The 24,039-nt window shown below is 58.9% G+C and carries 27 protein-coding genes; 13 read left to right on the top strand and 14 right to left on the bottom strand.

Annotated elements, in window-relative coordinates:
• The first annotated feature begins 54 nt into the window (after window positions 1-54).
• The 6 genes from BT199_RS24850 to BT199_RS24820 all read left to right on the top strand — a co-directional run bounded on the left by BT199_RS24850 (window position 55) and on the right by BT199_RS24820 (window position 4,155).
• Window positions 55-636 carry a TetR/AcrR family transcriptional regulator gene (locus BT199_RS24850; protein WP_072435642.1) on the top strand — a complete coding sequence of 194 codons (582 nt, stop codon included), beginning with the start codon at window positions 55-57 and terminating at the stop codon, window positions 634-636.
• 56 nt (window positions 637-692) lie between these two features.
• On the top strand, window positions 693-1,820 hold the full coding sequence (locus BT199_RS24845; RefSeq protein WP_072435641.1) for an alkene reductase: 1,128 nt from the start codon (window positions 693-695) through the stop codon (window positions 1,818-1,820).
• A 44-nt stretch (window positions 1,821-1,864) separates the two neighbouring features.
• A complete protein-coding gene (locus BT199_RS24840; RefSeq protein WP_072435640.1) occupies window positions 1,865-2,608 on the top strand; it encodes an SDR family oxidoreductase in 744 nt (247 codons plus the stop codon).
• 92 nt (window positions 2,609-2,700) lie between these two features.
• On the top strand, window positions 2,701-3,087 hold the full coding sequence (locus BT199_RS24835) for a nuclear transport factor 2 family protein (RefSeq protein WP_014718012.1): 387 nt from the start codon (window positions 2,701-2,703) through the stop codon (window positions 3,085-3,087).
• 313 nt (window positions 3,088-3,400) lie between these two features.
• On the top strand, window positions 3,401-3,622 hold the full coding sequence (locus BT199_RS24825) for a PLDc N-terminal domain-containing protein (RefSeq protein WP_072435638.1): 222 nt from the start codon (window positions 3,401-3,403) through the stop codon (window positions 3,620-3,622).
• A gap of 14 nt (window positions 3,623-3,636) precedes the next feature.
• On the top strand, window positions 3,637-4,155 hold the full coding sequence (locus BT199_RS24820) for a hypothetical protein (RefSeq protein WP_072435637.1): 519 nt from the start codon (window positions 3,637-3,639) through the stop codon (window positions 4,153-4,155).
• Between the two features lie 15 nt (window positions 4,156-4,170).
• On the opposite strand, the gene BT199_RS24815 is transcribed toward BT199_RS24820, so the two are convergent.
• Window positions 4,171-8,316: a CheR family methyltransferase gene (locus BT199_RS24815; protein ID WP_072435636.1), complete on the bottom strand. Its 4,146-nt coding sequence runs from the start codon at window positions 8,314-8,316 to the stop codon at window positions 4,171-4,173.
• A 308-nt stretch (window positions 8,317-8,624) separates the two neighbouring features.
• Here BT199_RS24815 and BT199_RS24810 point away from each other — a divergent pair, with 308 nt between their 5' ends.
• Window positions 8,625-9,482 (top strand): SDR family oxidoreductase, encoded by an 858-nt coding sequence (locus BT199_RS24810; protein ID WP_014718015.1) that lies wholly within the window; start codon window positions 8,625-8,627, stop codon window positions 9,480-9,482.
• A 258-nt stretch (window positions 9,483-9,740) separates the two neighbouring features.
• Here the strand turns inward: BT199_RS24810 and BT199_RS24805 are convergent, their stop codons facing one another.
• The 5 genes from BT199_RS24805 to BT199_RS24785 form a co-directional block, all read right to left on the bottom strand.
• Window positions 9,741-9,980: a hypothetical protein gene (locus BT199_RS24805; protein ID WP_019821471.1), complete on the bottom strand. Its 240-nt coding sequence runs from the start codon at window positions 9,978-9,980 to the stop codon at window positions 9,741-9,743.
• Window positions 9,977-10,234 carry a DUF6555 family protein gene (locus tag BT199_RS24800; RefSeq protein WP_072435635.1) on the bottom strand — a complete coding sequence of 86 codons (258 nt, stop codon included), beginning with the start codon at window positions 10,232-10,234 and terminating at the stop codon, window positions 9,977-9,979. The genes BT199_RS24805 and BT199_RS24800 overlap by 4 nt, the downstream gene beginning before the upstream one ends.
• A 102-nt stretch (window positions 10,235-10,336) precedes the next feature.
• The gene (locus BT199_RS24795; protein ID WP_072435634.1) at window positions 10,337-10,618 is read right to left on the bottom strand and encodes a hypothetical protein; all 282 of its coding nucleotides are present in this window, start codon (window positions 10,616-10,618) and stop codon (window positions 10,337-10,339) included.
• A 173-nt stretch (window positions 10,619-10,791) separates the two neighbouring features.
• Complete coding sequence (locus BT199_RS24790) at window positions 10,792-12,081, bottom strand: SDR family oxidoreductase (RefSeq protein WP_072435663.1); 1,290 nt, start codon at window positions 12,079-12,081, stop codon at window positions 10,792-10,794.
• Between the two features lie 81 nt (window positions 12,082-12,162).
• Complete coding sequence (locus BT199_RS24785; RefSeq protein WP_014718018.1) at window positions 12,163-12,927, bottom strand: OBAP family protein; 765 nt, start codon at window positions 12,925-12,927, stop codon at window positions 12,163-12,165.
• Window positions 12,928-13,119: 192 nt separating this feature from the next.
• Here BT199_RS24785 and BT199_RS24780 point away from each other — a divergent pair, with 192 nt between their 5' ends.
• Window positions 13,120-14,181, top strand: coding sequence for a M28 family peptidase (locus tag BT199_RS24780; protein WP_072435633.1), 1,062 nt, complete (start codon window positions 13,120-13,122; stop codon window positions 14,179-14,181).
• Between the two features lie 34 nt (window positions 14,182-14,215).
• Here the strand turns inward: BT199_RS24780 and BT199_RS24775 are convergent, their stop codons facing one another.
• On the bottom strand, window positions 14,216-14,614 hold the full coding sequence (locus tag BT199_RS24775) for a low affinity iron permease family protein (RefSeq protein WP_014718020.1): 399 nt from the start codon (window positions 14,612-14,614) through the stop codon (window positions 14,216-14,218).
• A 122-nt stretch (window positions 14,615-14,736) separates the two neighbouring features.
• On the opposite strand from BT199_RS24775, the gene BT199_RS24770 reads away from it, so the two are divergent.
• A complete protein-coding gene (locus BT199_RS24770; RefSeq protein ID WP_019821476.1) occupies window positions 14,737-15,237 on the top strand; it encodes a CinA family protein in 501 nt (166 codons plus the stop codon).
• A gap of 19 nt (window positions 15,238-15,256) precedes the next feature.
• Here BT199_RS24770 and BT199_RS24765 read toward each other — a convergent pair whose 3' ends face one another.
• The 3 genes from BT199_RS24765 to BT199_RS24755 form a co-directional block, all read right to left on the bottom strand.
• Complete coding sequence (locus tag BT199_RS24765) at window positions 15,257-15,535, bottom strand: hypothetical protein (protein WP_014718022.1); 279 nt, start codon at window positions 15,533-15,535, stop codon at window positions 15,257-15,259.
• Window positions 15,536-15,540: 5 nt separating this feature from the next.
• Window positions 15,541-15,795, bottom strand: a complete 255-nt coding sequence (locus tag BT199_RS24760) for a hypothetical protein (RefSeq protein WP_014718023.1) — start codon at window positions 15,793-15,795, stop codon at window positions 15,541-15,543.
• Window positions 15,796-16,042: 247 nt separating this feature from the next.
• Window positions 16,043-16,225, bottom strand: coding sequence for a con-10 family general stress protein (locus tag BT199_RS24755; RefSeq protein WP_003190457.1), 183 nt, complete (start codon window positions 16,223-16,225; stop codon window positions 16,043-16,045).
• 321 nt (window positions 16,226-16,546) lie between these two features.
• Here BT199_RS24755 and BT199_RS24750 point away from each other — a divergent pair, with 321 nt between their 5' ends.
• The 4 genes from BT199_RS24750 (at window position 16,547) to BT199_RS24735 (ending at window position 20,086) form a co-directional block, all read left to right on the top strand.
• Window positions 16,547-16,777 carry a hypothetical protein gene (locus BT199_RS24750; protein ID WP_072435632.1) on the top strand — a complete coding sequence of 77 codons (231 nt, stop codon included), beginning with the start codon at window positions 16,547-16,549 and terminating at the stop codon, window positions 16,775-16,777.
• 165 nt (window positions 16,778-16,942) lie between these two features.
• Window positions 16,943-17,827: a manganese catalase family protein gene (locus tag BT199_RS24745; protein WP_014718025.1), complete on the top strand. Its 885-nt coding sequence runs from the start codon at window positions 16,943-16,945 to the stop codon at window positions 17,825-17,827.
• 63 nt (window positions 17,828-17,890) lie between these two features.
• Entirely contained in the window at window positions 17,891-18,400 is a 510-nt protein-coding gene (locus BT199_RS24740; RefSeq protein ID WP_019821478.1) for a ferritin-like domain-containing protein, read from the top strand.
• Between the two features lie 108 nt (window positions 18,401-18,508).
• Window positions 18,509-20,086: a histidine kinase famiy protein gene (locus tag BT199_RS24735; protein WP_175556224.1), complete on the top strand. Its 1,578-nt coding sequence runs from the start codon at window positions 18,509-18,511 to the stop codon at window positions 20,084-20,086.
• A gap of 165 nt (window positions 20,087-20,251) precedes the next feature.
• Here the strand turns inward: BT199_RS24735 and cyoE are convergent, their stop codons facing one another.
• From cyoE to cyoB, 4 genes are read right to left on the bottom strand one after another with little or no spacing between them, the layout of a single operon-like run.
• Window positions 20,252-21,148 carry a heme o synthase gene (gene cyoE, locus BT199_RS24730; protein ID WP_072435630.1) on the bottom strand — a complete coding sequence of 299 codons (897 nt, stop codon included), beginning with the start codon at window positions 21,146-21,148 and terminating at the stop codon, window positions 20,252-20,254.
• Window positions 21,106-21,444: a cytochrome o ubiquinol oxidase subunit IV gene (gene cyoD, locus BT199_RS24725; protein WP_019821483.1), complete on the bottom strand. Its 339-nt coding sequence runs from the start codon at window positions 21,442-21,444 to the stop codon at window positions 21,106-21,108. The genes cyoE and cyoD overlap by 43 nt, the downstream gene beginning before the upstream one ends.
• Before the next feature lies 1 nt (window position 21,445).
• On the bottom strand, window positions 21,446-22,060 hold the full coding sequence (cyoC, locus tag BT199_RS24720) for a cytochrome o ubiquinol oxidase subunit III (protein WP_058410192.1): 615 nt from the start codon (window positions 22,058-22,060) through the stop codon (window positions 21,446-21,448).
• Window positions 22,061-22,063: 3 nt separating this feature from the next.
• Window positions 22,064-24,037, bottom strand: coding sequence for a cytochrome o ubiquinol oxidase subunit I (cyoB, locus tag BT199_RS24715; protein ID WP_014718030.1), 1,974 nt, complete (start codon window positions 24,035-24,037; stop codon window positions 22,064-22,066).
• Window positions 24,038-24,039 lie beyond the last annotated feature (2 nt).

Below are 24,039 nucleotides of genomic sequence, written 5' to 3'. Positions count from 1 at the left end.
TATTGCTAATGTTTTGTAGACGACCGGTCTAGTTTTGGATAGACTCTCGTCATTATGAAAAAATCTAATCTGGACATGCGACAGCACATCATCGATGTAGCGAAGACACTGATGACCCACAAGGGCTATACCGCCGTCGGTCTTATGGAAGTATTGACGACGGCGGGCGTGCCCAAGGGCTCGTTTTATCACTACTTCCGCTCCAAGGAGGAGTTCGGCCAGGCACTACTGGAAGAGTATTTCCAAGAGTATATCGGTCGGGTAGACATCGTCATGGCAGCGCAAGGGACTGGCGCCGAGCGGCTGATTGGCTACCTGAGTTACTGGGCGAAGACACAGGCGTTCGATCATCCCGAGGAGAAATGCCTGGTGGTGAAACTCGGCGCAGAAGTGTGCGACCTCTCGGAGGACATGCGCAGCGTACTTGAAGCGGGCACCGCGCTGATTATCCAGAGGATCACCCGGTGTATTGAACAGGGGATGGCTGACGGGTCCATCACGTCGACCCAGAACGCCGAGACATTGGCTGAATCGTTGTATCAACTGTGGCTTGGGGCTTCACTGTTAGTGAAGGTGCGAAACACAACGGCTGCTTTCGAAACAGCGCTGAACACGAGTAAGCGTCTGCTGGCATAGGGGCGTTTTTTTTTACCACTTTACTAGACGACCGGTCTAATTTATCAAGAGGCTTTATGACCGATATCACCACGGATACCGACCTTTTTTCTCCCATGCATCTGGGGGCGCTGCAATTGGCTAACCGGATAGTCATGGCGCCCGTCACACGTAGCCGGATGGCCGACGACGGTGTGCCAAATGAAATGCACGCCACTTACTACGCTCAACGTGCCAGTGCCGGCTTGATCATTGCCGAAGCGACGAACATTTCTGCCCAAGGACGTGGCTATGCCATGACTCCGGGAATCTGGTCGCAAGAACAGGTGGCCGGCTGGAAAAAGGTCACCGACGCAGTGCACGCGGCGGGCGGCAAAATTGTCAGTCAGTTGTGGCACGTGGGACGTTTTTCCAGTGTCGAGTTGCAACCCAACGGCGAAGCGCCGGTAGCGCCTTCGGCGATCAAGGCTGAAGGTAGCACCTACACCGAAAATGGCTTTGTCGAGGTGTCGACGCCTCGTGCGCTGCAAACCTCGGAGATCCCAGGGATCATCGAGCAATACAAGCGGGCCGCCGAGAACGCCAAGCGAGCCGGTTTTGATGGCGTAGAAGTGCATTCGGCCAACAGCTATCTGCTCGATCAATTCCTGCGTGATTCCACTAACAAACGCACCGATCAATACGGTGGCTCCATTGAGAACCGGGTGCGACTGACCTTGGAAGTCACCGAAGCCGTGGTTTCGATATGGGGTAACGACCGTGTCGGTATTCGCCTTTCACCGGTGACCCCTGATGCCGGTAATACGCCTCCTGACAGCAATGTCATGGCGACTTATGGCTACCTGATCCAGCAGCTCAATCAATTGAACCTGGCGTACCTGCATTTTGTTGAAGGCGCCACGGCGACCTCCCGCACCGTGCCCGAAGGCGTGGACCTGGATGCACTGAGTGCCCAGTTTGAAGGGCCATTCATAGGCAATAACAACTATGACCTGGCGATGGCAATCGAACGCCGGGCGCAGGGCCGGATTGATGCGGTGGCATTTGGTCGCTTGTTCATTTCCAACCCCGACCTCGTAGAGCGTCTGCGTCGCGGTATTGAGCTGACCATCGCTCCACGCGAGAGTTACTACGGCGGGGGTGCAAAAGGTTACATCGATTGGCCAACCGCTGACGCCTCAATAGCAAGGTCCCGCGCTAATTAAGGCGCTGGCGTCGCAATAGCATTCATTGCAAAAAGGTATTGAACATGAATTACCTGCAAAACAAGGTAGTCATCGTCACGGGCGCATCCTCAGGCATCGGCGCGGCAACCACCCGGGCGCTGGTAGCGCAAGGTGCGCGTGTGGTTGCCGCCGCCCTTGATGAAGAGGCGTTGGAGTCTTTCGTCGCTGACCTGCGCGAGGCCGCAAGTGAGGTGGTCGCGTTTACTACTGATGTGACTCAACCGGATCAAACCCAGGCACTTGCCAGGTTTGCCCGTGAAACATACGGCGCCATCGACATTCTGGTGAACAACGCTGGCCTGATGCTTTTTTCCCGTTGGGTTGATCTGGCCGTGCAGGATTGGGAAAAGATGATCGATGTGAACATCAAGGGTTACCTCAACATGACGGCTGCAGTATTGCCGTTCATGTTGGAACAGAAGTCCGGGCAGATTCTCAATATGGACTCTGTTGCGGGGCATCAGGTAGGGCCGTATGCGGGTGTCTACAGTGCGACCAAGTTTTTCGTCCAGGCCATGACCGAGTCCATGCGCAAAGAACTTGGCGTGCAGCACGGTATTCGCGTTAACACGATCAGCCCTGGCGTCATCAATACAGGGTGGGCGGACAAGGTCAGTGATCCGCAGGGGCGCAAGGCTGCCCAGGCGCTGAACCGGATTGCAATTGGGCCTGACGATGTCGCCCGTGCAGTGATTTACGCGCTCAACCAGCCGGAAAACGTCACCGTCAATGACTTGATCATCTCGCCGACGCGCCAGGATTGGTAGCGGGCGGCGGTCATTGACTCATTCAGCAAGACCCCTCGGCTATGTCAGGCGAGCGGTGTGGCATCTCGTCCCCCATGAAAGGAAAAACAAGCATGTCGAAGAATATCAAGGCAGTACCCACCCACGAGTACGACGCTGTCATCGCCACAGCCAATCAGTACGTGGAAGGTCTGCGTACCGGTAATGCTCAAAGCGTTGCACAAGCCTTCCATCAAGACGCAGTGATGTATGGGTTCACCAATGGCGAGTTGCTCGGCGGCCCGATCAACAAGCTGTTTGATTTCGTTGCGAAGAACGGCGGCGCACCCCAAATCACCACTCGCCTTGACGTATTGGCAATTACGCCGAGCACCGCAGTAGTACGTGTCGATATGGAAAACGATGCGATTGGCGCCGATTACAACGACTACCTGACACTGATCAAAATTGAGGGTGTCTGGAAGGTGATTGCCAAGGTGTATCACCAGTTCGACGCGTAAGCATCAACCGATCCCGGCACCCCTGATGTCGGGATCGCCGGGCTGTCTATTCAAAGGGTCATACGATGCCAATGGTTGAATTCTCCGCTGTTTTGAACGCCGTGCACAACGCGCCTGGAGCGTGATGAAGAAGTTTGGTGAGATCCAGCAATGGCACCCTGCGATTGTCAAAAGCAGCCTCGAAGACGGCGAGTCCGATGGGGCTGTTGGGTGTCTGCTTGCTCAGTGTCGATGAGTCCAACGGTAGGCCCTTAAAAATAATGAACCCTGCCTGCGCCTGTGCACCCAAAGTTACATAACCTGGAGGTGCATCATGCAAGCCACTTACTTCTGGATAGGCCTGGCAGTGATCCTCGTACTGCTTGATGCGTGGATCATCAACAGCATCTGGCGCAGCGATAACGCCTCGGCGAGCAAGGCAGGCTGGAGTGCGATAGTCGTGGTCCTGCCGTTCCTGGGCGCCGCAATATGGGCGATTGCCGGCCCAAGGGGTGTCACCAAGGGGCCGTCTTCTCCCGAGCACAGCAAGGGCTGAGTCCGGGCCGCGCTATGAACAACCCAGGCCCCGACGACTTACAGAGCCGCAACTACCCGGTACCGGAAGATATGGCCTTGCAGCGCAAGGTCTGGCGCTTTGAGCGGGTGGGTTGGTACGCGCTGCTGGTGCTGATGGGGCTGAGCCTGGCGGGCCTGTTTTCCAGCGGGCCGCTGAGCACCCGCCAAGTGCGCAGTGCCGATGGACAGTTGCGCGTGGAGTACCAACGCTTTTTGCGCAATGGCGCCTCCGATGGGCTGGTGATTCATGTGCAAGGCAAGGCCCAAGAACCCCTGGAGGTCGAGTTGAGCGGTGAACTGCTGCGCGGCTTCAATATCGAGATGCTGCAGCCTCAGCCGCTCAAGGCCAGGGCTGCCGGGGAGGGTGTAAGCGTCTGGATGCTGAGTGACAGCGCTGGCCAGGCCGTGTTGTACCTGACCTTGCGCAGCGACACGGTGGGCAGTGTGGATACCCAGGTGTCGCGACCAAAAACGGGCGCGTCCGTGCGCTTTTCTCAGTTCATCTACCCTTGAACGCCTGCTCCACTCCTACCGGCGTGAGCGGCACAGTTTTTCGATCAAGGTGATCAACGAATCATGGCCCACGGGCTTGCTGACATGCGCATTAAAGCCCGATTCAGTCGCCTTTTTCTGGTCATTGCCTGCGCCGTAGCCGGTCAATGCAATGGCGGGAGCCTGTCGAAGGTGGCCTACTTTACGCAGCTTCTGCATCAACTCATGGCCATTCATTTTCGGCATGCCGATGTCCGAAATAATCATGTCGTACTGGGCATCCCGGGCTGTTTCAAGCGCGCTCAAAGGGTCGCTGAAGGCGCTCACTTCGGCGCCTTCCATTTCCAGCAGCATGTTCAGCACCTCAAGCACTTCGGCTGAGTCATCGACCAGTAAAACCTTGAGGCCATTGAGGCGCTGATCTTCGTGCTGGGTAGCGCCGCTATCCAGCAGATGATTCTGTTGTTCGCACAGCGGCAACCAGATCGAGAAGGTGCAACCAAAGCCCAGCCCTCGCGAGTGCACACTCACCGAACCACCATGGGCCTCCACCAACTGCCGTACCAGCGACAAGCCAATGCCCAGGCCTTCACGCTGGTGGGTCTGGTGCTGGTTTTCCGCTTGCCCGAACAGGTCGAAGATTTTCTCCAGGCTGTCTGCGGCCAGGCCTGCGCCGCTGTCGATGACATCCAGTTGTGCGCGCCCGTCAGTTCGGCTGACTACCAACTGCACCTGGCCGTCCTCGGGAGTGAATTTCAGGGCATTGTTGACCAGGTTCCAGATCACTTGCTCGATGCGCGTCGGGTCTACGTCAACGATCAGTGGGCCCGGCACCGAAGGGGTTTGAAGGCTGACCTGGCGACGATGACCGTCGGCAAGCACCACGCTGTGAATGTCCTTGACGGTGCGAATCAGGTCGATCGGTTGCTTTTTCAGCTTCAGCTTGCCCGTGCGAACCCGGGCGACATCCAGCAGGTCGTCAATGATCCGCGCCTGGCTGGACACCGCTTCGCAGATGGTATTGACCGCCTTGATGGCCGGGCCCGCGACCTTGGTGGCGGGCAAGCGCCGCAACAGTTCGGCGTTCAGCTGGATCAGGTTCAACGGATGCTTGAGTTCGTGGGACATCACCGCGAAGAACTCATCCTTGAGATGGCTGTTGGTCTGGGTTTCCTTCAAGCGCTGATTCTGTTCGTCCTGGGTGCGTTTGTGGCCGGTAAGGTCCCGGGCAATCTTGACGTAGCCGCGCAAACTATTGCTCTTGAGCTGGGTGACCTCGCCGCTGCAATAGAAGCGGCTGCCGTCCTTGCGCACATGCCAGCGTTCATCTTCGCCACGCCCATGTTCGCGGGCGGTGCGCAGTTCTTTCTCCGGCACGCCAGCGGTGCGGTCTTCCGGGGAGAAAATCAGATCGTAGTAAGCGCCCAGCACCTCGTCCTTGGTGTAGCCGAAGATCAGTTCGGCACCGGTGTTCCAGTCGGTGATGGCGCCATGGTCATCGAGGATGATGATGGCAAAGTCATGGGTGCTCTCGGCGACCAGGCGCATGCGCTCCTCGCCCAGGCGCAGTTCCTCTTCGGCCTGACGCCGCTTGGTGATATCAATGAAGGTCAGCACGGTGCCATCAATGTGATCTTCGCTGGAGCGGTAGGGCAGCAACCGCGCAATGTACCAGCGGTCGTCGTTGCTGCTGATTTCCCGCTCGATCATGCTCAGGGACTCAAACACGGTGGCGGCGTCTTCGGTCATTTGCGGGTAATTGAGGCGGTGGGTGATGTCCAGCAACGAGCGCCCGGTGTCTACCGGCAGCATGCTGAAAATATCCGTGGCCCGGGGCGTGAACCAACGGATGCGCATGTTGCGGTCGACGAAGACCGTGGCGATGTCGGTGGACGCGATCAGGTTGGTCAGGTAATCGTTGACCTTGTCCGTCTCTTCCACCTTGGTCTTGAGCTCGAAATTGACGGTCAGCAATTCTTCGTTGATCGACTGCAGTTCTTCTTTGCTGGTTTCCAACTCCTCGGTGGCCGAGCGCAGTTCTTCGTTGACGGCCTGCATTTCCTCGTTGGAGGCCTTGAGTTCCTCGCTGGAGACTTCCGCCTGTTCGATGGTGTCCTGCAGGTGCAGCTTGGTGCGTTGCAGCTCGCGCTCCAGGTTGCTCATGATCGCGTTTTCGGCCTGGCTGACGGTGTCGATGTCGGGCAGCTGTGGGTCGACGGCGGTTTCCTGGAAGATCACCAGCACGTAGTCGTTTTCGGTCGCTTCATCGCGGTAGGGGCGGGCGCTGATGTCCACCAGGAAGGGGCCTTGCTCGCGTTGGATGCGGATCTTGCGTGAGGACACTGGGTTATTCGATTGCTGGACCTGGAACAGCGTGGTGCGAATATCCAGGCGCAAATCGGGGTGCACCAGCGTGACCAGGTTGTGCGTCACCTCGCCGGCCACGTAGCGCAGGAATCGACCAGCGCCTTCGCTCATGTGCAGGATATCGGCCTGCATATTCACGATAACGCTGGGCGGCGCGGCTTTTTCCAGGGCGCGCAGATGGATGTCTGCGAACGAGACCTTGCTGGGCGCCTTGGTTTCAATCGCCAGCGTCGTGGCGCTCGGGCGCAGATAGCCGCCTCGCGGCATGGTCGGGGCGCGGCGCACGGCGGACGAGCCGGCACGCACTCTGAAAATGCGGTTGCGCTTGTCCACCGGTACAAACAGGTCCAGGCAGCCGTCGGCCGACTCCGAGGAGCCGAGGAACAGGTAGCCACCGGGGCGCAACGCGAAGTGGAACATTTGCAGGATGTCGCGTTGCACTTCGCGGTCCAGGTAGATCAACAGGTTGCGGCACACGATCAGGTCGATCTGCGAGAACGGTGGGTCGGCCAACAGGCTGTGTTTGGCGAACAGTACCTTTTCGCGAATTTCCTTGCGCACCCGGTAGTGCTGGTTCTTCTCCTTGGCAAAGTACTGGCGCAGCCGTTGAGGCGGTACGTCGGTGATGATCGCTTCGGGGTACACGCCGTTGCGGCCATGGGTAATGGCCCGCTCATCAATATCGGTGGCAAACACCTGCATCTTTGCACCGCTGGCGTCCAGCGCCAGTTGCTCGGCCACCAGCATCGCCAGGCTGTAGGCCTCTTCGCCGGTGGAGCAACCCGCCGACCAGATGCGCACCTCCTCACGGTGCGGCACGCTGTCTTCCAGTGACTTCACCAGGTTGGGGATCACGTCCCGCTCAAGGGCTTCGAAGGCCTCGCGGTCGCGGAAGAAGTTGGTCACGCCAATCAGCATGTCGCCCAGCAACGCCTTGGTTTCGTCCGGGTTGGCCTGGAGGAAGTTGTAATAGGTGGCCAGATCGGGTTGAGCCGTGACCTGCAAGCGCCGCTCGATACGACGCAACACCGTGGCGCGTTTGTAATGCTTGAAGTCATGCCCGGTACTGGCGCGCAACTGGATCAGAATATCCAGCAACAGCTGCTCGGCCACGGCGGCATCGCGTTCGGAGCTGGGTGGGATGGTCTTGATCTCAGGATCGTTGGCGGTGGGCAGCACAATCGACTGGGCATTGCGCCACAGTTCCAGCAGCTTTTGCGGCATTTCCACCACCGGCAGCACCAGGTCGACCATCTGGGTTTCGATGGCCGCCAGCGGCATGCCATCGTACTCGGCGTCTTCCGGCGCCTGTACCAGGGTGATACCGCCTTGCTCTTTGATCCGCGACAGCCCCACCGCACCGTCTGAGCCGGTACCAGACAGGATCAGGCAAAACGCGCGTTCTTTATGGGTGTCTGCCAGGTCGCGAAAAAACAGGTCGATGGCAATGTGCGGTCCACCTTCGCGCACGGAAGGTGAGACCGCGAGGTAGCCATCATTCATCTTCAAGAGCTGTGCTGGCGAGATGACGTACACGTGGTTCTTTTCGATGGTCGTGGTGTCATTGACCTGCGACACCGGCATGCGGGTCGTTTCCTGGATGATCTTGTCTGCCACGCTTTGATGGTCGGGCGAAAGATGCAGGACCACCACGAAGGCCATGCCGCAGTCTCCGGGCATGTGCTCGAAGAACGCTTTCACGGCTTGCAGCCCGCCCGCCGAGGCACCGATACCCACCACCGGGAAATTCAAGTTACTGGGGGTCAGATCTTTGCGTTGCGGAACGTTGGGGGACCGCGGGGGGGCAGACTTCATAAATACCAACCTTGGATAACGGCGCACAGGAAGACGGGTGTAGAGGGAAGAACTTGAACAACGAGGGCGAGGGCTGAACCGACAGTGAAATATAGCTGAAAACCTGCTGCCAACAAAAAAAGCCTTGAAGCCACCCGGTCATTCGACGGACCACTTACTGCCGGTTGAGGCACGCAACCTGCGGAAGGTTTAATCAAACTGACGAGTGGCCATCGCGGTTGCACGGTTATCCGATTTTCTGAAAATCCGTCTGAACTTCGCTTCCTGGCGAACCCTCGCAAAGAGAAACCCACCCAGGAGACGTTCTGATGAACAGCTACCCAAAACCCCCCTTCAACGCCCAGCAACAGCCCGTACCCGGTGAGCAGCGCAAGATGGACCCGATGCCCGATTGCGGTGAGCAGTCGTACCAAGGCTCGGGCCGGCTCGCCAATAAAATCGCCTTGGTCACCGGCGCCGACAGCGGCATCGGACGGGCCGTGGCCATTGCCTTCGCACGTGAAGGCGCGGACGTGGCAGTGTCGTACCTGGATGAACATGAAGACGCCAAGGAGACCGCACGCTGGGTCGAGGCGGCGGGTCGTCAATGCCTGTTACTGCCCGGCGACCTGGGCGATGCGGCGCAGTGCACGGCCATCGTCAACGACACCGTGGAGAAGTTCGGCCGCATCGATGTGCTGGTCAACAACGCAGCGTTCCAGATGACCTATCAATCGCTGGAAGACATCCCCGACGAGGACTGGGTGAAAACCTTCAACGTCAACATCACCGCGATGTTTCGCATCTGCAAGGCCGCGCTGCCTCATATGGCCGAGGGCAGTTCGATCATCAACACCAGCTCGGTCAACTCCGATATGCCCAACCCCAGCCTGTTGCCCTATGCGGCCACCAAAGGCGCGATTGCCAACTTCACCGCCGGCCTGGCGCAGATGCTCGGCGAGCGGGGGATTCGCGTCAACAGCGTGGCACCCGGGCCTATCTGGACGCCGTTGATCGTCTCGACGATGACCCCGGACATGGTGAAAAACTTTGGCGGCAACACCCCATTGGGACGCCCAGGCCAGCCAGTGGAAGTGGCGCCGATCTATGTGCTGCTGGCGTCGGATGAAGGCAGCTACATCTCCGGCGAACGCTACGGCGTGACGGGTGGCAAGCCGATACTTTGATCAGTGATTGAGGAGGGCGGTATGAGCGAAGCCTCGAAGCACCACGAACCGAATCCTTCTGAGCGCAAGGTGCGCCCGCCGGCGGCTAAGCGAAACGATAAATCGCAGGCACCGGCAGGCGGACAACAGGCAAAGGAGCAAGGCGGTGTTGCTCCGGGAGGGCCTTCGACAGACCCTGAGTCAGGGGCGTGAACGCGAGGGGATATACACTCGGCCTGACATCCTGATGGGTTGTCAGGCCGCTATCGCAGGCTGACGTTATTTGCGCTTGGAACGATGAATTCGCATCCACTCCCGATAGGCCACTGTACGCTGCGCATCCGCACGTTTCTTCGCCTCGGTAAACCGTGCCCACGTCTGCGCATCGCCGCTGTAGGACTCAATGATCTCGTACGCCAACGCGTCCAATCGATCCGCTTCGAAGAACATCTCGGCGTTTCGCGTGACCTCGTCGTCCCGCCTGTTTGTAGTTGTGTAACCAAGAGTCTGACTGTTCATCCTCTGAGGCCCTCCGCCCATTGAATCTGTGTCGCGCCACTCCAGCGCACCTGGGTAATGCCGTATTTCTCCGCCATCGGTTTGGACACACGCTTGAACGTGTGTTGCCCGAATTTGGGGATCACCGCCACACCAGCGTCACAACTGGCCCAATGCCAAGCCTCGGTATTGTCCATGCGCGGTGCGCGCACGATGAAGGACTTGGGCTCGCCATGCAGCTGGTACTCGATAGTGAATAGGTCGTTGTGTTTCATGAGGCCTCCTTGATACTCATGAACTACAGATATTTGACGTCAAAAATAATTCAAATAAGTTGTCCGACAATTCGATGACTGGGCGCAAGGCATGGATGAAGCCTAATCATCTACCGTAAAGGTGACCCATCCGGGCCCATCGGCCGGGCGTTGCAGCTCGGCGATGACACCGCTGACGGAGGATCCGTCGGGCAAATTGACGGTGATAAAGTTGGGATTGCCAGGCCAATCCATTGGCGTGTCAAAGTCCAGGCGCGCGATGGTCGGTTTACCGCTACCTGTCATTTGGATGCTTTTTGATTCGTTAAGGCATTCATCTGAAGGTGTTCCAAGATGGCGCGAGGCAGTGATGACACTGGCAATACCTTGGTAGTCGTAAGACATGCTGGGTTACCTCATAAAGGGGGGACAACGAAGATCAAATGTGGGAGCGGGCTTGCTCGCGAAAGCGGTGGATCAGTCACATCAATGTTTAATGGACCGACGCCTTCGCGAGCAAGCCCGCTCCCACAGAGGAGTTGTGCTTGATTGGCTGCTATTCGGGGTTTGCCCCGTTTTCATTTGTGACGAGCCGAATATTTGCGCGCAACGACAACGCCGCCCACTAGCAGCGCTGCGCCTATTGCAACCATCCCATAGGGCGTACGGCGGGTTTGCCGCCAGCCGCCTTCGACACGACGTTCGCCGCTTGCCGGGGTGTAGAGGTTGCCCGTAGAGGTCGCGGCGCGCTGGCTGCGCTCCAGGCCGAGGCGGGTGAGCCAACCGGATAACCGGGCAAAGCCGGGCAGCAAAAAATGCGCGACGCGGGCCACGGTGGCAGCGCTGCCTACCGTGGTGCTGTCCCTCGGTTGCAGCGCACAGGCCACCATCGCTTGCGCGACTTTATGTGGGTCGTAGACCGGTGGCGGTGGCGTCAACTCGTGGCCGGTAAAATTGCCGCCATCGCGAAAGCCCGGTGTGTCCATCACGGCGGGATAGATGTCGCACACATGAATATCCGGGTAGTCAGTCAGCTCGCCGCGCAGTGCCTCAGTCAGGCCGCGCAGGCCGTATTTACTGGCCGAGTAGGCGACGGCATAGGGCTGGGCTACCCAACTGCCCAGCGACAAGGTGTTGATCAGAATGCCGCGGTGCTGGGCTTTGAAATAGGGCCACGCCACGTGGGCGCCGCGCAGGTACCCGAGCAGGTCGGTTTGCAGCACCTGTTCGTGGGCTTCCAGGGGCGTGTCCTCGAAACTGCCGACGGCGCCTACTCCGGCATTGTTGATCCAGATATCGATGCGGCCATTGCCGAAGGCCGCCGCTTGTTCGGCAAGGGCGCGCATCTGGTCGCCCTGGGTTACATCGGTTTTAACAGCGATGGCCTCGGCGCCACGCGCAGCGCATTCCTCGACGACCTCTCCCAAGGCCTTTTCATCTCGGGCCGCCAATACCAAGCGGGTACTTTGCTCGGCAAAGGCGTGAGCAGCCGCGCGACCAATGCCACTGGAGGCGCCGGTGATCACCACGGTCTTGCCGTGCAGTTTCCCCTTGGCCTGCATGACGCGAGGCGAATCCTCGGGCACGTGGACGGGCACCGGGTGCAGTTGCAGGCGGGTACCGTCAGTCAGCACCAGGGTCAGGTTCTCGAGGGTGCCAGCGACGCGGTCGGGAAATACCGGTTCGCCTGTGGCGTCGAGCTCATCATAGATAAACGTCTGGCCCTCAAGCCATCCGACTGCTGTCATCAGTTCAGGGCCCAGGTAGTACTTTCCGTCCAGGAAAAACCCGCTGAAGTTCGGTGTGCGCTCCAGGTTTTCCACGGCGTATCGCTCGCCAGGCCTCATTCCGGTTGCGGTATCAATCATCATGACATCCTCCTTTGGCTGGTCTTGGGGTAGAGAAGGGCCCGCAAATGATCGTTCAATCCAAATGACTGAATGGCGGTGTCAATGTTGATGGGCCTTCAGGGTCGGGTCGGCGATCTGGATAACCGTGCCCTGGCGCCACGCGTCCGCGCCGGGCGCGATGGGCGGCGCGGGGATATCGGCACGCGTCTTTTTCTTGTCGGCACTGTCGATGCCCAGTCGTTTATCTCGTTCGGCGACCATACGCGGGTCAGCCTGGCCGTCTGCGGTAAACCCCATCATCAACTGAGGCACGCCTAACGGCAGGCGTTTATCCAGATCGGTATGCCAGGTGTGCCAGGTCTTGCCGTAGGTGTGCACCAGCTTCTCCATCAGCGCATGTTCCGCCGCCTCAGGAATGCCCGGCGCGACCAGTTGCCCTGACTTCACTTCATGCACATGGCTATGCCACAACGCCTTTTCAGGCGCGGGCAGCGTGTTGAACTGCGCCTCGCTGATGATGTACTCCACGCCCATCAACTTGGCATCCTTGCGGTTGCCGTCGTAGATCACGCATTGGATAACCTCTTCATTGAGGATTGCGCAGTAGTGATGGGCTTCCATTTGCACATCGGGATGGCCGTTGTAGAAGTGAAAACCGTCCAGGTAGGCGTTCAGGGCATCAATCGGTGGGCGTGATTGCAGCAGGGCGGCGCCGGCTTCCAGCGTTCGGGTCGAAGGCGTTGTCGGCTTCCCAGGTGCCTCGACATTCGAAGGTGAGTTGTTGCCAGCGCAGGCGCTGAGCAGGGACAGCGCAACTGCGGCGGATAGGGATTTTGTCACTCGATGGGTTGGGGTGTCAGTCATGGTCGGCTGCCTCCTGTTGCCGGTATGGTCACGTTCGAGGATCTGCGTCAGGGCTGATCCTGTTCTCGTTGGAAAGACGCGCGTACAGGGCGTTCAAAATGCTTTGAGTTGAACACTCACTCATTCATCAGGTCGTTTTTTATAGAGGCGCTGACAGCGCAATTGCTTACCTGCCAGTGAGGTGTTCATCCCATGCACAAGACTGAAAATCGAGCGTCGACGCTGCTTACCCAATTGCTCCGGGCACGCGGGCCGGGCGGTCAGGAAGACGAGGTGCGCGCCATTTGCCTGGAAAGCCTGACGCCGTTGTGCGATGAGGCCTGGGTCGATCGGGCGGGTAATGTGGTGGGTTTGATCAAGGGCAAGCACAACGATGCCGAGCCTGCCGGTGCGGTTAAAGTCATGGCACATATGGATGAAATCGCCATGGTGGTTAAACGTGTCGAGGCGGATGGCACGTTGCGGGTGACGGCGCTCGGTGGGGCCAACCCGGTCAACTTTGGCGTGTGCCCGGTGGATATCCTGGGGGGCGCACGCATCCTTCCTGGCGTGCTGTCCTTTGGCTCGATGCACGCCACCAGTAATACGGCACAAGGGGCTGATGTGCTCTCGGGCGATGTGCACTGGAACGACGTTCATGTGATCACGCGATGCACTGCCCAGGCATTGTGCGAGTACGGCATTCGGCCCGGAAGCCGTGTGGTGCTGAGCCGTCATTGGCGTGAGCCCTTCCAAGTGGGCGATGCCATTGCCGCGCATTTTCTGGATGACCGCGCCCCGATTGCTGCCGTTCTGCATACAGCCCAGCTGCTGGCTTCGCGCCGGGAGGCGTTGGCCAGGGATGTCTATCTGGTATTCACCACGCTCGAAGAGGAGTGCAATGCCGGGGCAATGTATGCCGCGTCGACGCTACCCGGCGACACCACCATCGCGGTGGAGGTGGGGCCGGTCATGCAGGAATACGGCACGCGCCTGGCCGTCGACCCGATCATCAATACGGGGGACCAGAAAGGCTATTACACCCGTGCGGTGGTCAACGACCTGGCGGCTGCCGCAGAGCGCTGCGGCTACAGCCCCCAATATGCGCTGTTGGTGGATTTCGCTTCGGATGCCAGTGCGGTCATGAGTAACGGGACCTGCGCCCGCGCCGGCTGCCTGGCCATTCCAACGGAAAATACCCATGGTTATGAATTGATTCTGGATGGGGCGGTGCAGGCCTGTGCCGCGACATTGGCCGAGTACCTTGCAGCCTGATAGACGGTGCAAGGTACGCCGACCGGTGTGGGGCTCAGATTGGGCCGCTTGGAGAATCTGTCTCCTGCCTGATTTCATCGGCCGCATTGGGTTGCCCCAGCTTGCTGTATTGCTCGCGCAATTTTTGCAACTCTCGCGACCCAAGCTTATCCAGGCTTAACGCCGCATTGTGAGCTTCTTTGGTGGCACGAATCAGCTCGTCCAGTTTCAGATGAAGAATATCGTTGTCGCGGTTCTGGGTATTCTGGATCAGGAACACCATCAGGAAGGTGATGATGGTAGTGGAGGTGTTGATGATTAACTGCCAGGTGTCGTTGTAATGAAAGTAAGGCCCGGTGAGCGCCCAAACAGCAATCAAGCTGACGGCTGTCAGAAAGGTTTTTGAGCTGCCCGCCTGGTTGGAGAGTTTTTGGCAGAATTTCGCGAACTTCATGGTGCTGTCTCCTGGGGGATGTTCCTCTGTAGACCCCAGCAGAATTTCGAAATTCTTTTTTACAAATCGTTTTTTTTGACAAAAATCAATGAGCAAATCCCTCTTGCACAGGAGCACTCAGCATGTCGGTCGCTGCTTCTATCGTTGAATACCTCAAGCACCATCAGTTGGTCATCACGACGGCGGAGTCGTGTACCGCAGGCAAGATCATCACCTTGCTTTCGCAGGTCGACGGCAGCGGTTCGTGGATCGAAAGCGGGTACGTGGTGTATTCGCCAGAAGCGAAACAGCGGCTGTTGAACGTGCGTCGCTATACCATCGATACCTTCAATCTCACCAGCTGTGAGGTCGCCCAGGAAATGGCCCAAGGCGCGCTGCGCGACAGCCCCGCTGATGTGGCGGTCGCCACCACTGGCCTGCTGGGGCCGGATGGAATTGATGGCATTCCCCCAGGCACTGTCTGTTTTGCCTGGGCCTATCGAAACGGCGGGGCACTGAGTGTGTTCAGTCGCAAGGAACGCTTTATGGGTTCTCGTGAGCAGGTGCAGTTGGCCGCGTCTCTTCATGCATTGAAATGGCTGCCGCATTTTCACCAACGGGCGATGGCCGGTGAACGCGCCTAATGCTGCCAAGTGCGCGCGTTTACGGCTGCGGTTCGATGTCCATCAGCAAGTCGCCGTTGGTCAAGGATTCAGCCTCCTGCACCACGCCACGATAGGCCTGACCATTCCATTCAAAGCTAATCCAGTGGGCCTTCGGCAATAGCTTTGGCCATGGCGGTGCAAGCCGCAACTGCACGGCGGGCGCAGTGCGCACAAGTTGCCCCATGCATTCGCTGGCGAGCGTGTTCACACCGAACAGCGTGTCATGCAGGTATTGAATGTTGACCGGTTGCAGCGTTGCGTCAGTAGCGTCTGGCATATCTGTTACCCCACCGATGACAGCCAGAAAGACTGTCTGGCGATGACCATTTCTTCACGTATTTCCCGCACAAGCCGGTTGATCCCCGAAACACCGTGATAGTGGGCGCGGTTGATGTTGGCGATGGTGAATTGGTCCATACCGTGCGCCGTTACAGTGACTGAAAGGCTGCCGTCCGCGTTGAGTGCGCACTTGACCGCGCACTTGGGAAGGCGAGCGGACAGGGCCGTTTCGATTTCGGCTTTCGTTAACGTATCCATGAGTTCACCGCATAAAGGACTCAGCGCGGTAAGGCTAGCTCATAATGACGGGGCGTAAATACTGGCAAGGTGATGGCTTTGTAAGAAGGGTCGTCCACAACTTTGCGTCGAAAGCCTCTACTTGAAACTTGGGCTGAAGGTTCGCTCGTTGTTAAATCAAGCGGGCAGGATGAAGGGGGAATTAAGGTGTAGCCTGTTCAAACTATTGGGTTTGAAGGGGCAGCCAGGCTGCCCCTCCTACCGTTACTCAAGAACCCGACTTCCGACCGCCGCCGTGGCTGTGCTGGCCACCCTTGCGACCTGCTTCAGAGGCCTTTTCACGGTCGTTGGCGAAGTTGCCGCCCGACGCTTGGCCGCCTTTTTTACCGGCTTCGGAGGCTTTTTCGCGATCATTGGCAAAGTTGCCCGGGTTTTTATTACCTGTAGTCATGATAGTTCTCCAGTCGCTAAGTTTGCGTTTCGTTAGTTGGCCGTTTCGCAACGGACACTTATTCCGATATTGGCTTTTTGAAAAATGTTTTACCGATTTTTCTAACCGGCGACGAACGGTAATTTGGCTGAAAAAAGTTATACAAAGATGCGGTTGATGCGCCGCTTCGTATAACTTTTATTGCCGGCCAGCGCTTTGATATTAATCAGATCGAAACGGCTGGTTTAGTTAGCGGTCCTGCCATTCGTCTTTTTCGTCGCACTCTAAAAAAGGGTGTGGTTCCAACGAGGTTCCTAACCTGTGAACGGGAGCTTTTCAGCCATGAAACACAACCCATCCAACCCACAGTACCGGCCGCTCGAGCATCCAGACGCACCCAATGAAGACGGCTGCGTCATCGGCACTGCCGGGCGCGACGAAGACCCCAACGCGACCACCGATTGGGACCACCCCGACAGCGCCGCAACACTCGCTGACGCCAGCATCAAGCCCGCCAACGGTACGCCCGGCATCGACGCCGTGCCCGAGTCGGAAAACCACGGCGCCGATTGAGAGAACTGCGCTACAAGTGCCGTTTCGCTTGGCCTGCAGCGCATTACCGCTGGTCGTGATGCGCTGGTTTATTTTGAAATTTTCCACGCGCAGGCCACTTCCCATGCAAGGTAGGCGCGCATTCCAGCAGGGCGCCTTTTTCCGTAAGCCTGAGGAGATTTGTTCATGTTTCTACATAACAAGCGACTTCAATACACCGTGCGTGTCGCCGAGCCCAACCCGGGCCTGGCTAACCTTTTGCTCGAACAGTTTGGCGGCGCTCAAGGTGAGTTGGCCGCCGCGTCCCGTTACTTCACCCAAGCCTTGGCGGAAGACGACCCGGGGCGCAAAGATTTGCTGATGGACATCGCCACCGAAGAACTCAGCCATCTGGAGATCGTCGGCTCCATCATTGTCATGCTCAACAAGGGCGCCAAGGGGCGAATGGCCGAAGGCGTGGAAGAGGAGGGCGAGTTGTATCGTGCCCTCAATGGCGCCGGCAATGACTCGCATATCACCAGCCTGCTGTACGGGGCGGGTTCGCCTTTGACCAACTCTGCCGGCGTGCCGTGGACCGCCGCCTACATCGACACTATTGGTGAACCCACCGCAGACATGCGCTCGAATATCGCCGCCGAAGCCCGCGCCAAAATTGTCTATGAGCGGTTGATGAACGTCACCGATGACCCGGGTGTAAAAGATGCGCTGGGGTTTTTGATGACGCGGGAAATCGCTCACCAGATATCCTTCGAAAAAGCGCTGCATGCGATCCAGCCGAATTTTCCCCAGGGCAAGTTGCCGGGCAAACCGGAGTTCACCCAGGTGTACTTCAACATGTCCCAAGGCGCGGAGAACCTGCGCGGGCCCTGGAACCAAGGTGACGGTTGGGAGTTCGTGGAAAACCCACAACCGGCGGTCGATGGCGGTGACGGCACCGCCAGCGTGCAGTTGGACGCCGACGATGAAGCGGTGCTGAGCGCGATGAAAATCCGCACGCTCTCGGACCCCACCAGCGACCCCACCACCGGCGCTGACCTGGGGGCGGGCCTCAAGCCCAAGCCCGACCTTTGATTGAGAACAGCCGCACGCTGAAGGGCGTGCGGTGCTTTCGACTTTCTTGACGAGGACAACGACATGGCAACCCCACAGGAAAACCTGCTCGACTGGCTACGTGATGCCCATGCGATGGAGCAACAGGCCGAGAAAATGCTCAAGGCACAGTCCGAGCGCCTGGAGAATTACCCCCAACTCAAGGCGCGAATCGACGAGCACATTGAGGAAACCCTTGGGCAGCAGCAACTGATTGACGAATGCCTGACGCGTTTGGGAGGCAGTGCCTCGACCCTTAAAGACGTGGGCGGCAAGCTGATGGCTTTCGGTCAGGCGGTCGGTGGCTCGCTGATGAGTGACGAGGTGATCAAGGGCGCGATGGCCGGCTACGTGTTTGAAAATATGGAAGTGGCCAGCTACACGGTGCTCATCGCGGCCGCGAAGGCAGCGGGTGACGCCGAGACACAAGCGGCGTGCGAAAAGATTCTACCCCAGGAAGTCGCCATGGCTCAGTGGTTGCTCGAGCACTTGCCAGAGCTTACGCAAGCGTTTTTGCAACGCTCTGAGGCGCCTGACACACAAGCCAAGCGTTAATGACACGTGCGGTGCCCTTCGGGGGCGCCGCGTCCGCTCGGCACAAGATGGCACTGCGCAGCGTTTTCACGGTCCATGGAACACGTACCACGTATCTGGAGGTGAACCTTGGCGACAAAGAAGAAGCCTGTGGTCGACGGTATGGAGTTGGCAATGCTGTCTGCCAGCCGCAAAGACCTGTTCTTTGCGGCCATGCAAGCCAGCCACAGTGCAATGATCGTGACCGACCCCGCGGGGCCTGATAACCCGATCATCTTTGCCAACCAGGCGTTCCTGACCCTGACAGGCTTTGAACTGGACGAAGTGATCGGACGTAATTGCAGGTTCTTGCAGGGGCCTCAAACCGACAAAAACGCGCTGCACCAGGTGCAGCGCGCGGTTGAGCAGCACCATGAGGCCTGTGTCGAGGTGCTCAATTACCGCAAGGATGGCTCGACCTTCTGGAACGAGCTGTTCATTTCGCCGTTGTTCAACGAACGTGGGCAACTGGTGTATTTTTTCGCATCGCAGCTGGACGTGAGCCGGCGCCACGACGCAGAACAGCGCGTGCGTCGCGCACAAGACCTGGAAGCGCTGGGGCAACTGACCGGTGGCATTGCCCATGACTTCAATAACCTGCTGCAAGTGATGATGGGTTATCTCGACTTGATCCAGCAGAGCGCCAAGCGCCCCGGTAGCGATCCGCAGCGCATCGTCAACAGTGCCAGCCGTGCCAGGGCAGCGGCGGAAAAAGCTCAGACCCTGACCCAGCAGTTGCTGGCGTTTTCGCGCAAGCAACGGCTCGACAGTCGGGTGATCAACTTGAACAGCTTGCTCAGCCGCCCCGAATTCATGGCACGTGCGCTGCAGGGCGTCGAGTTGCATGTAGAACTTGCCGAAGATCTGTGGAACTGCCGCATCGACCCTGTCCAGGCGGAGCTGGCAGTGCAGCACCTGTTATCCAATGCCCAGGATGCTTTGCGCGGGCGTGCTGACCCAGCGGTAACCGTCCAGACCTGCAACGTCCAGGTACCGGGCGATGTCGGTGCCGAGCGGGATGGGTTGACCGAGGGCTGTTACGTGAGCATTTCGGTCTCGGATAACGGCAACGGCATCGACGCAGGTATTCAGGACAAAGTCATGCAGCCGTTCTTCACCACCAAGGAGGAAGGCCAGGGCTCAGGCCTGGGGTTGTCGATGGTGTATGGCTTCGTCAAGCAATCGGGCGGTACGGCGCGGATTCATTCAGACCCGGGCATCGGTACGACGATTCGCTTGTACTTTCCTGCAGATGACAGCCAGCTGTGGGTCGAGCAGCCCCCCACAGCCATCTCACCGCAAGGTAACGAACGCATCCTGATCGTGGAGGACCGGCCCGAGGTGGCCGAGTTGGCGCAGGTCATTCTGTCTGACTACGGTTACCACACGGACATCGCCCTCAATGCCGCCGAGGCGTTGGGCATGCTCAAGCAGGCGACGTATGACCTGGTGTTCAGTGACTTGATCATGCCCGGCGCGATGAATGGCGCGGCGTTGGCGCGGGAGGTGTCGCGCTTGTATCCGCACATCAGGATCTTGCTGACTACCGGCTATGCGAAAGACGCATTGGCCCGCGCGGAGATAGAGGTGCATGAGTTCGAGTTGATTCCCAAGCCGTATCAGCCTGCTGATTTGCCGCGCAAAATCCGGGCGGTGCTCGATACCTGATCGAGCAGGCCAATGCGCTCAAAATGTGGGAGCTGGCTTGCCCGCGAAGGCGGTGTGTCCGTCACTGCATCTGTTACAGCACGACCGCTTTCGCAGGCAAGCCAGCTCCCACAGTTGATCTTCGTTGCTTTGAGCATTGCATTCCGCGGGTGCCCGCCCGCAGAGCTACCTCAGCACCGCCAGCGCCAGGTTAAGGGCCAGCACCAGCACAATTGAAAACCCGAATATCCTGCGCGCCCAGCCGGTCGGATCAGTCAGCCGTGTACTGCTGGCCGCCAGGGTGAGCCAATACCCCCCAAGCCCGAGCATCACCACAAAATACAGCGCCGCCATCTGCGCCACCGCGCCCAGCATCAGGGCGCTGGCGAGAAAGGCCAGCATGTACGCCTGGATCTGCCGATGGGCTTGGGCCAGGCTCAACAGCGGCAAGCCTGCGGCGCGGAAATCCTCGCGGCGCATCACGGTGATGGCGTGTGAATGCGGCATCTGCCAACAACAGAACACCGCGATCAGCAGCATGGCCGTGAGGTCAAACCGCCCGGTGACCGCGCAATAGCCGATCACCGGCGGCATCGCCCCGGAGACGCTGCCGATCAAGGTGGCCCAGTGGGAACGCCGCTTGAGCCAGTAGGTGTAGACCCCCGCATAGATCACCAGCCCGACCATTGCCAGCCCACACGCCAGCGCATTGCTGCCGGCCCACAGCAAGCCAAAACCGCAGGCGCCCAGGACGATCCCATAGCCTGCGGCAGTGGACACCCTGATGGCGCGCAATGCCAATGGCCGATGACAGGTACGCACCATGCGCCGGTCGATGTCGCGGTCAATGCAGTTGTTGATGACACAACCGCACCCGATCACCAGGGCGGTGCCGAGCAGGGTGGCCAGCCCGTGTGTCACCGATGCCATATGCCCGCTGGCAGCGAGCAGGTAACCGCCCAGCACCGAGGCCAGGTTACCGACAATAATGCCCGGCTTGGTGAGCTCGATGGCGGTATTGAACAGCCCCCGCCAGTGTTTCAGTGCGCCAGCATGTTGTGATGAATACTGTCCATGATCCATAACGAAAGCCCCACCAACAGAAGAATGATGACCGCCGAGAAAATCAGCGCAATCAGGTTCCAGCGTTGTTCTTCGGCCGTGTCCAGGTGCAGGAAGAACTTGAGGTGGACCACGATTTGTATTGCGCCCAACGCCACCACCAGCCAGGCGGTGAAGGTGCGCGGCAGTGACGGGAACATCACCAGGCCGAACGGGATCAGGGTGAGCAGTACTGACACCAGGAACCCGACCAGATAGGAGCGACTGCTGCCATGGCTGGTACCGGCACTGCTGTGAAGCGAGCTTTGCTTGTACATGTCACACCACCCCCAACAGATAGACCACGGTAAAGACGCAGATCCACACCACGTCCAAAAAGTGCCAGAACAGGCTCAGGCAACTGAGCCGGGTGGCGTTGGTGCTGGTCAGGCCGCGTTGCTTGACCTGGACCATCAGCACCGCCATCCAGATCAACCCGGTTAACACGTGCGCGCCGTGGGTGCCGACGAGGGTGAAGAAGGCCGTCAGGAAGCCGCTGCGGTTCGGCCCGTAGCCTTCTGCGATCAAGTGGTGGAATTCGTTGATCTCCATGGCGATGAAGCCCGCGCCCAACACGAACGTGAGCCCCAGCCAGCGCAGCACATCGCGTTGCTTGCCGTGGTTCATGGCGAGCATGGCGTAGCCGTAGGTGATACTGCTCAACAGCAGCAGCATGGTTTCGGCGAGCACATAGGGCAGTTCGAAAATATCCATGCTCGACGGCCCGCCCGCCACGCTGTCGCGCAACACGGCGTAGCCGGCGAACAAGGTCGCGAACAGGATGCAGTCGGTCATCAGGTAGATCCAGAACCCGAACAGGCTCAGGGAACCGGCGTCTTCATGCCCTTGTTCGTGGGTGTGGGCGATGTCTTTTTCCATAACGATATTGGACATGGGTCAAGCCTCTGCCAGGTCTTTGAGACGTGCCGTTTCGATGCGCGCGACTTCCTGCGCGGGCACGAAGTAATCGGTGTCTTCGTCGTAGCTGCGCACCACGAACGCCACCACCGAGGCCACCAGGCCGAACGCCGCCATCCACCAGATGTGCCACACCAACGCAAAGCTGCAGACCAGCGCAAACAGGCTGATCACCAGGCCCGACGCGGTATTGCGCGGCATGTGGATGCTGCGATAGTCGGTGTGGCTGAGGGTGCTGACGCCGCGCTCCTTCATGCCCCAGTACGCGTCCAGGTCATTAACCTTGGGCTGCTCGGCGAAGTTGTACAGCGGCGGCGGGGACGCGGTGGCCCATTCCAGGGTGCGCCCGTCCCACGGGTCGCCGGTGAGGTCGCGGTATTGATGACGGTTGCGGATGCTGACAAACAATTGCAAGGCTTGCGCCGCCACGCCGCAGAGGATGATTGCCACTCCCACCAACTCCAGCAGCAGCCAGGGCCGCCATTCGGGGTTGTCGAAATGATTGAGGCGGCGCGTCATGCCCATGAAACCCAGCACGTAGGAGGGCATGAACGCGAAGTAAAAGCCCACCAGCCAGCACCAGAAAGCGATGCGCCCCAGCTTGTCGTTCAAGCGGAAACCGAACGCTTTGGGGAACCAATACGTCAGGCCGGCCATATAGCCGAACACCGCGCCGCCGATGATCACGTTGTGAAAGTGCGCGATCAGGAACAGGCTGTTGTGCAGCAGGAAATCGGCCCCCGGCACCGCCAGCAGCACCCCGGTCATGCCGCCGATGCTGAAGGTCACGATAAAGCCCAGGGTCCACAGCATGGGCGTTTCGAAGCGCACGCGGCCGCGGTACATGGTGAACAACCAGGTGAAGATTTTCACCCCGGTCGGCACCGCGATGATCATCGTCATGATGCCGAAGAACGCGTTGACGTTGCCCCCCGCGCCCATGGTGAAAAAGTGATGCAGCCACACGATGAACGACAACACGGTGATCGCGATGGTCGCCCATACCAGCGACACGTAGCCGAACAGCCGCTTGCTGCTGAAGGTGGCGGCAATCTCGGAAAACACCCCGAACGCGGGCAGGATCAGTATGTACACCTCCGGATGCCCCCAGGCCCAGATGAGGTTCACGTACATCATCGGGTTGCCGCCGGCCTCGTTGGTGAAAAAATGCATGCCCAGGTAACGGTCCAGGGTCAGCATCAACAGGGTGGCGGTGAGGATCGGAAATGCCGCCAGGATCAGCACCGACGTGCACAGCGCATTCCAGGTGAACACCGGCATCTTGAACAGCGTCATGCCTTCGGTGCGCATCTTCAGGATGGTGACGAAGAAATTCACCCCCGTGAGCAGCGTGCCGATGCCGGATATCTGCAATGACCAGATGTAGTAATCCACGCCGACGCCGGGGCTGTAGCCCAGCTCGGATAACGGCGGATACGCGACCCAGCCGGTGCGCGCGAACTCACCGACCCCCAGCGAAATGTTCACCAGCGCCGCACCCACCACGAACAGCCAGAAACTCAGGGCGTTGAGAAACGGATAGGCCACATCCCGAGCGCCGATCTGCAACGGCACGACGATGTTCATCAAGCCGACCACGAAGGGCATGGCCATGAAGAAGATCATGATCACGCCGTGGGCGGTGAAGATCTGGTCGTAATGTTCCGGCGGCAGGTAACCCGGCCCGCCGCTGGCGGCCATGGCTTGTTGGGTGCGCATCATGATCGCATCAGAAAACCCACGCAGCAGCATCACCAGGGCGACGATGATGTACATGCAACCGATCTTCTTGTGGTCCACCGAGGTGAACCATTCGCGCCACAAATAGCCCCACTTGCGTTTCCAGGTAATCGAGCCCACCAACGCCACCCCGATCAGGCCGACGATGGCCAGGGTGTACATCACAATGGGTTCAGTGGTTGGGATCGCGTCCCACGACAGTTTTCCGAACATGG

Source organism: Pseudomonas sp. NFR02, from assembly GCF_900119375.1.
Taxonomy (GTDB): domain Bacteria; phylum Pseudomonadota; class Gammaproteobacteria; order Pseudomonadales; family Pseudomonadaceae; genus Aquipseudomonas; species Aquipseudomonas paracarnis.
The sequence above is the reverse complement of the archived record's forward strand: the minus strand, read 5'-3'. Positions and strand labels throughout refer to the sequence as shown.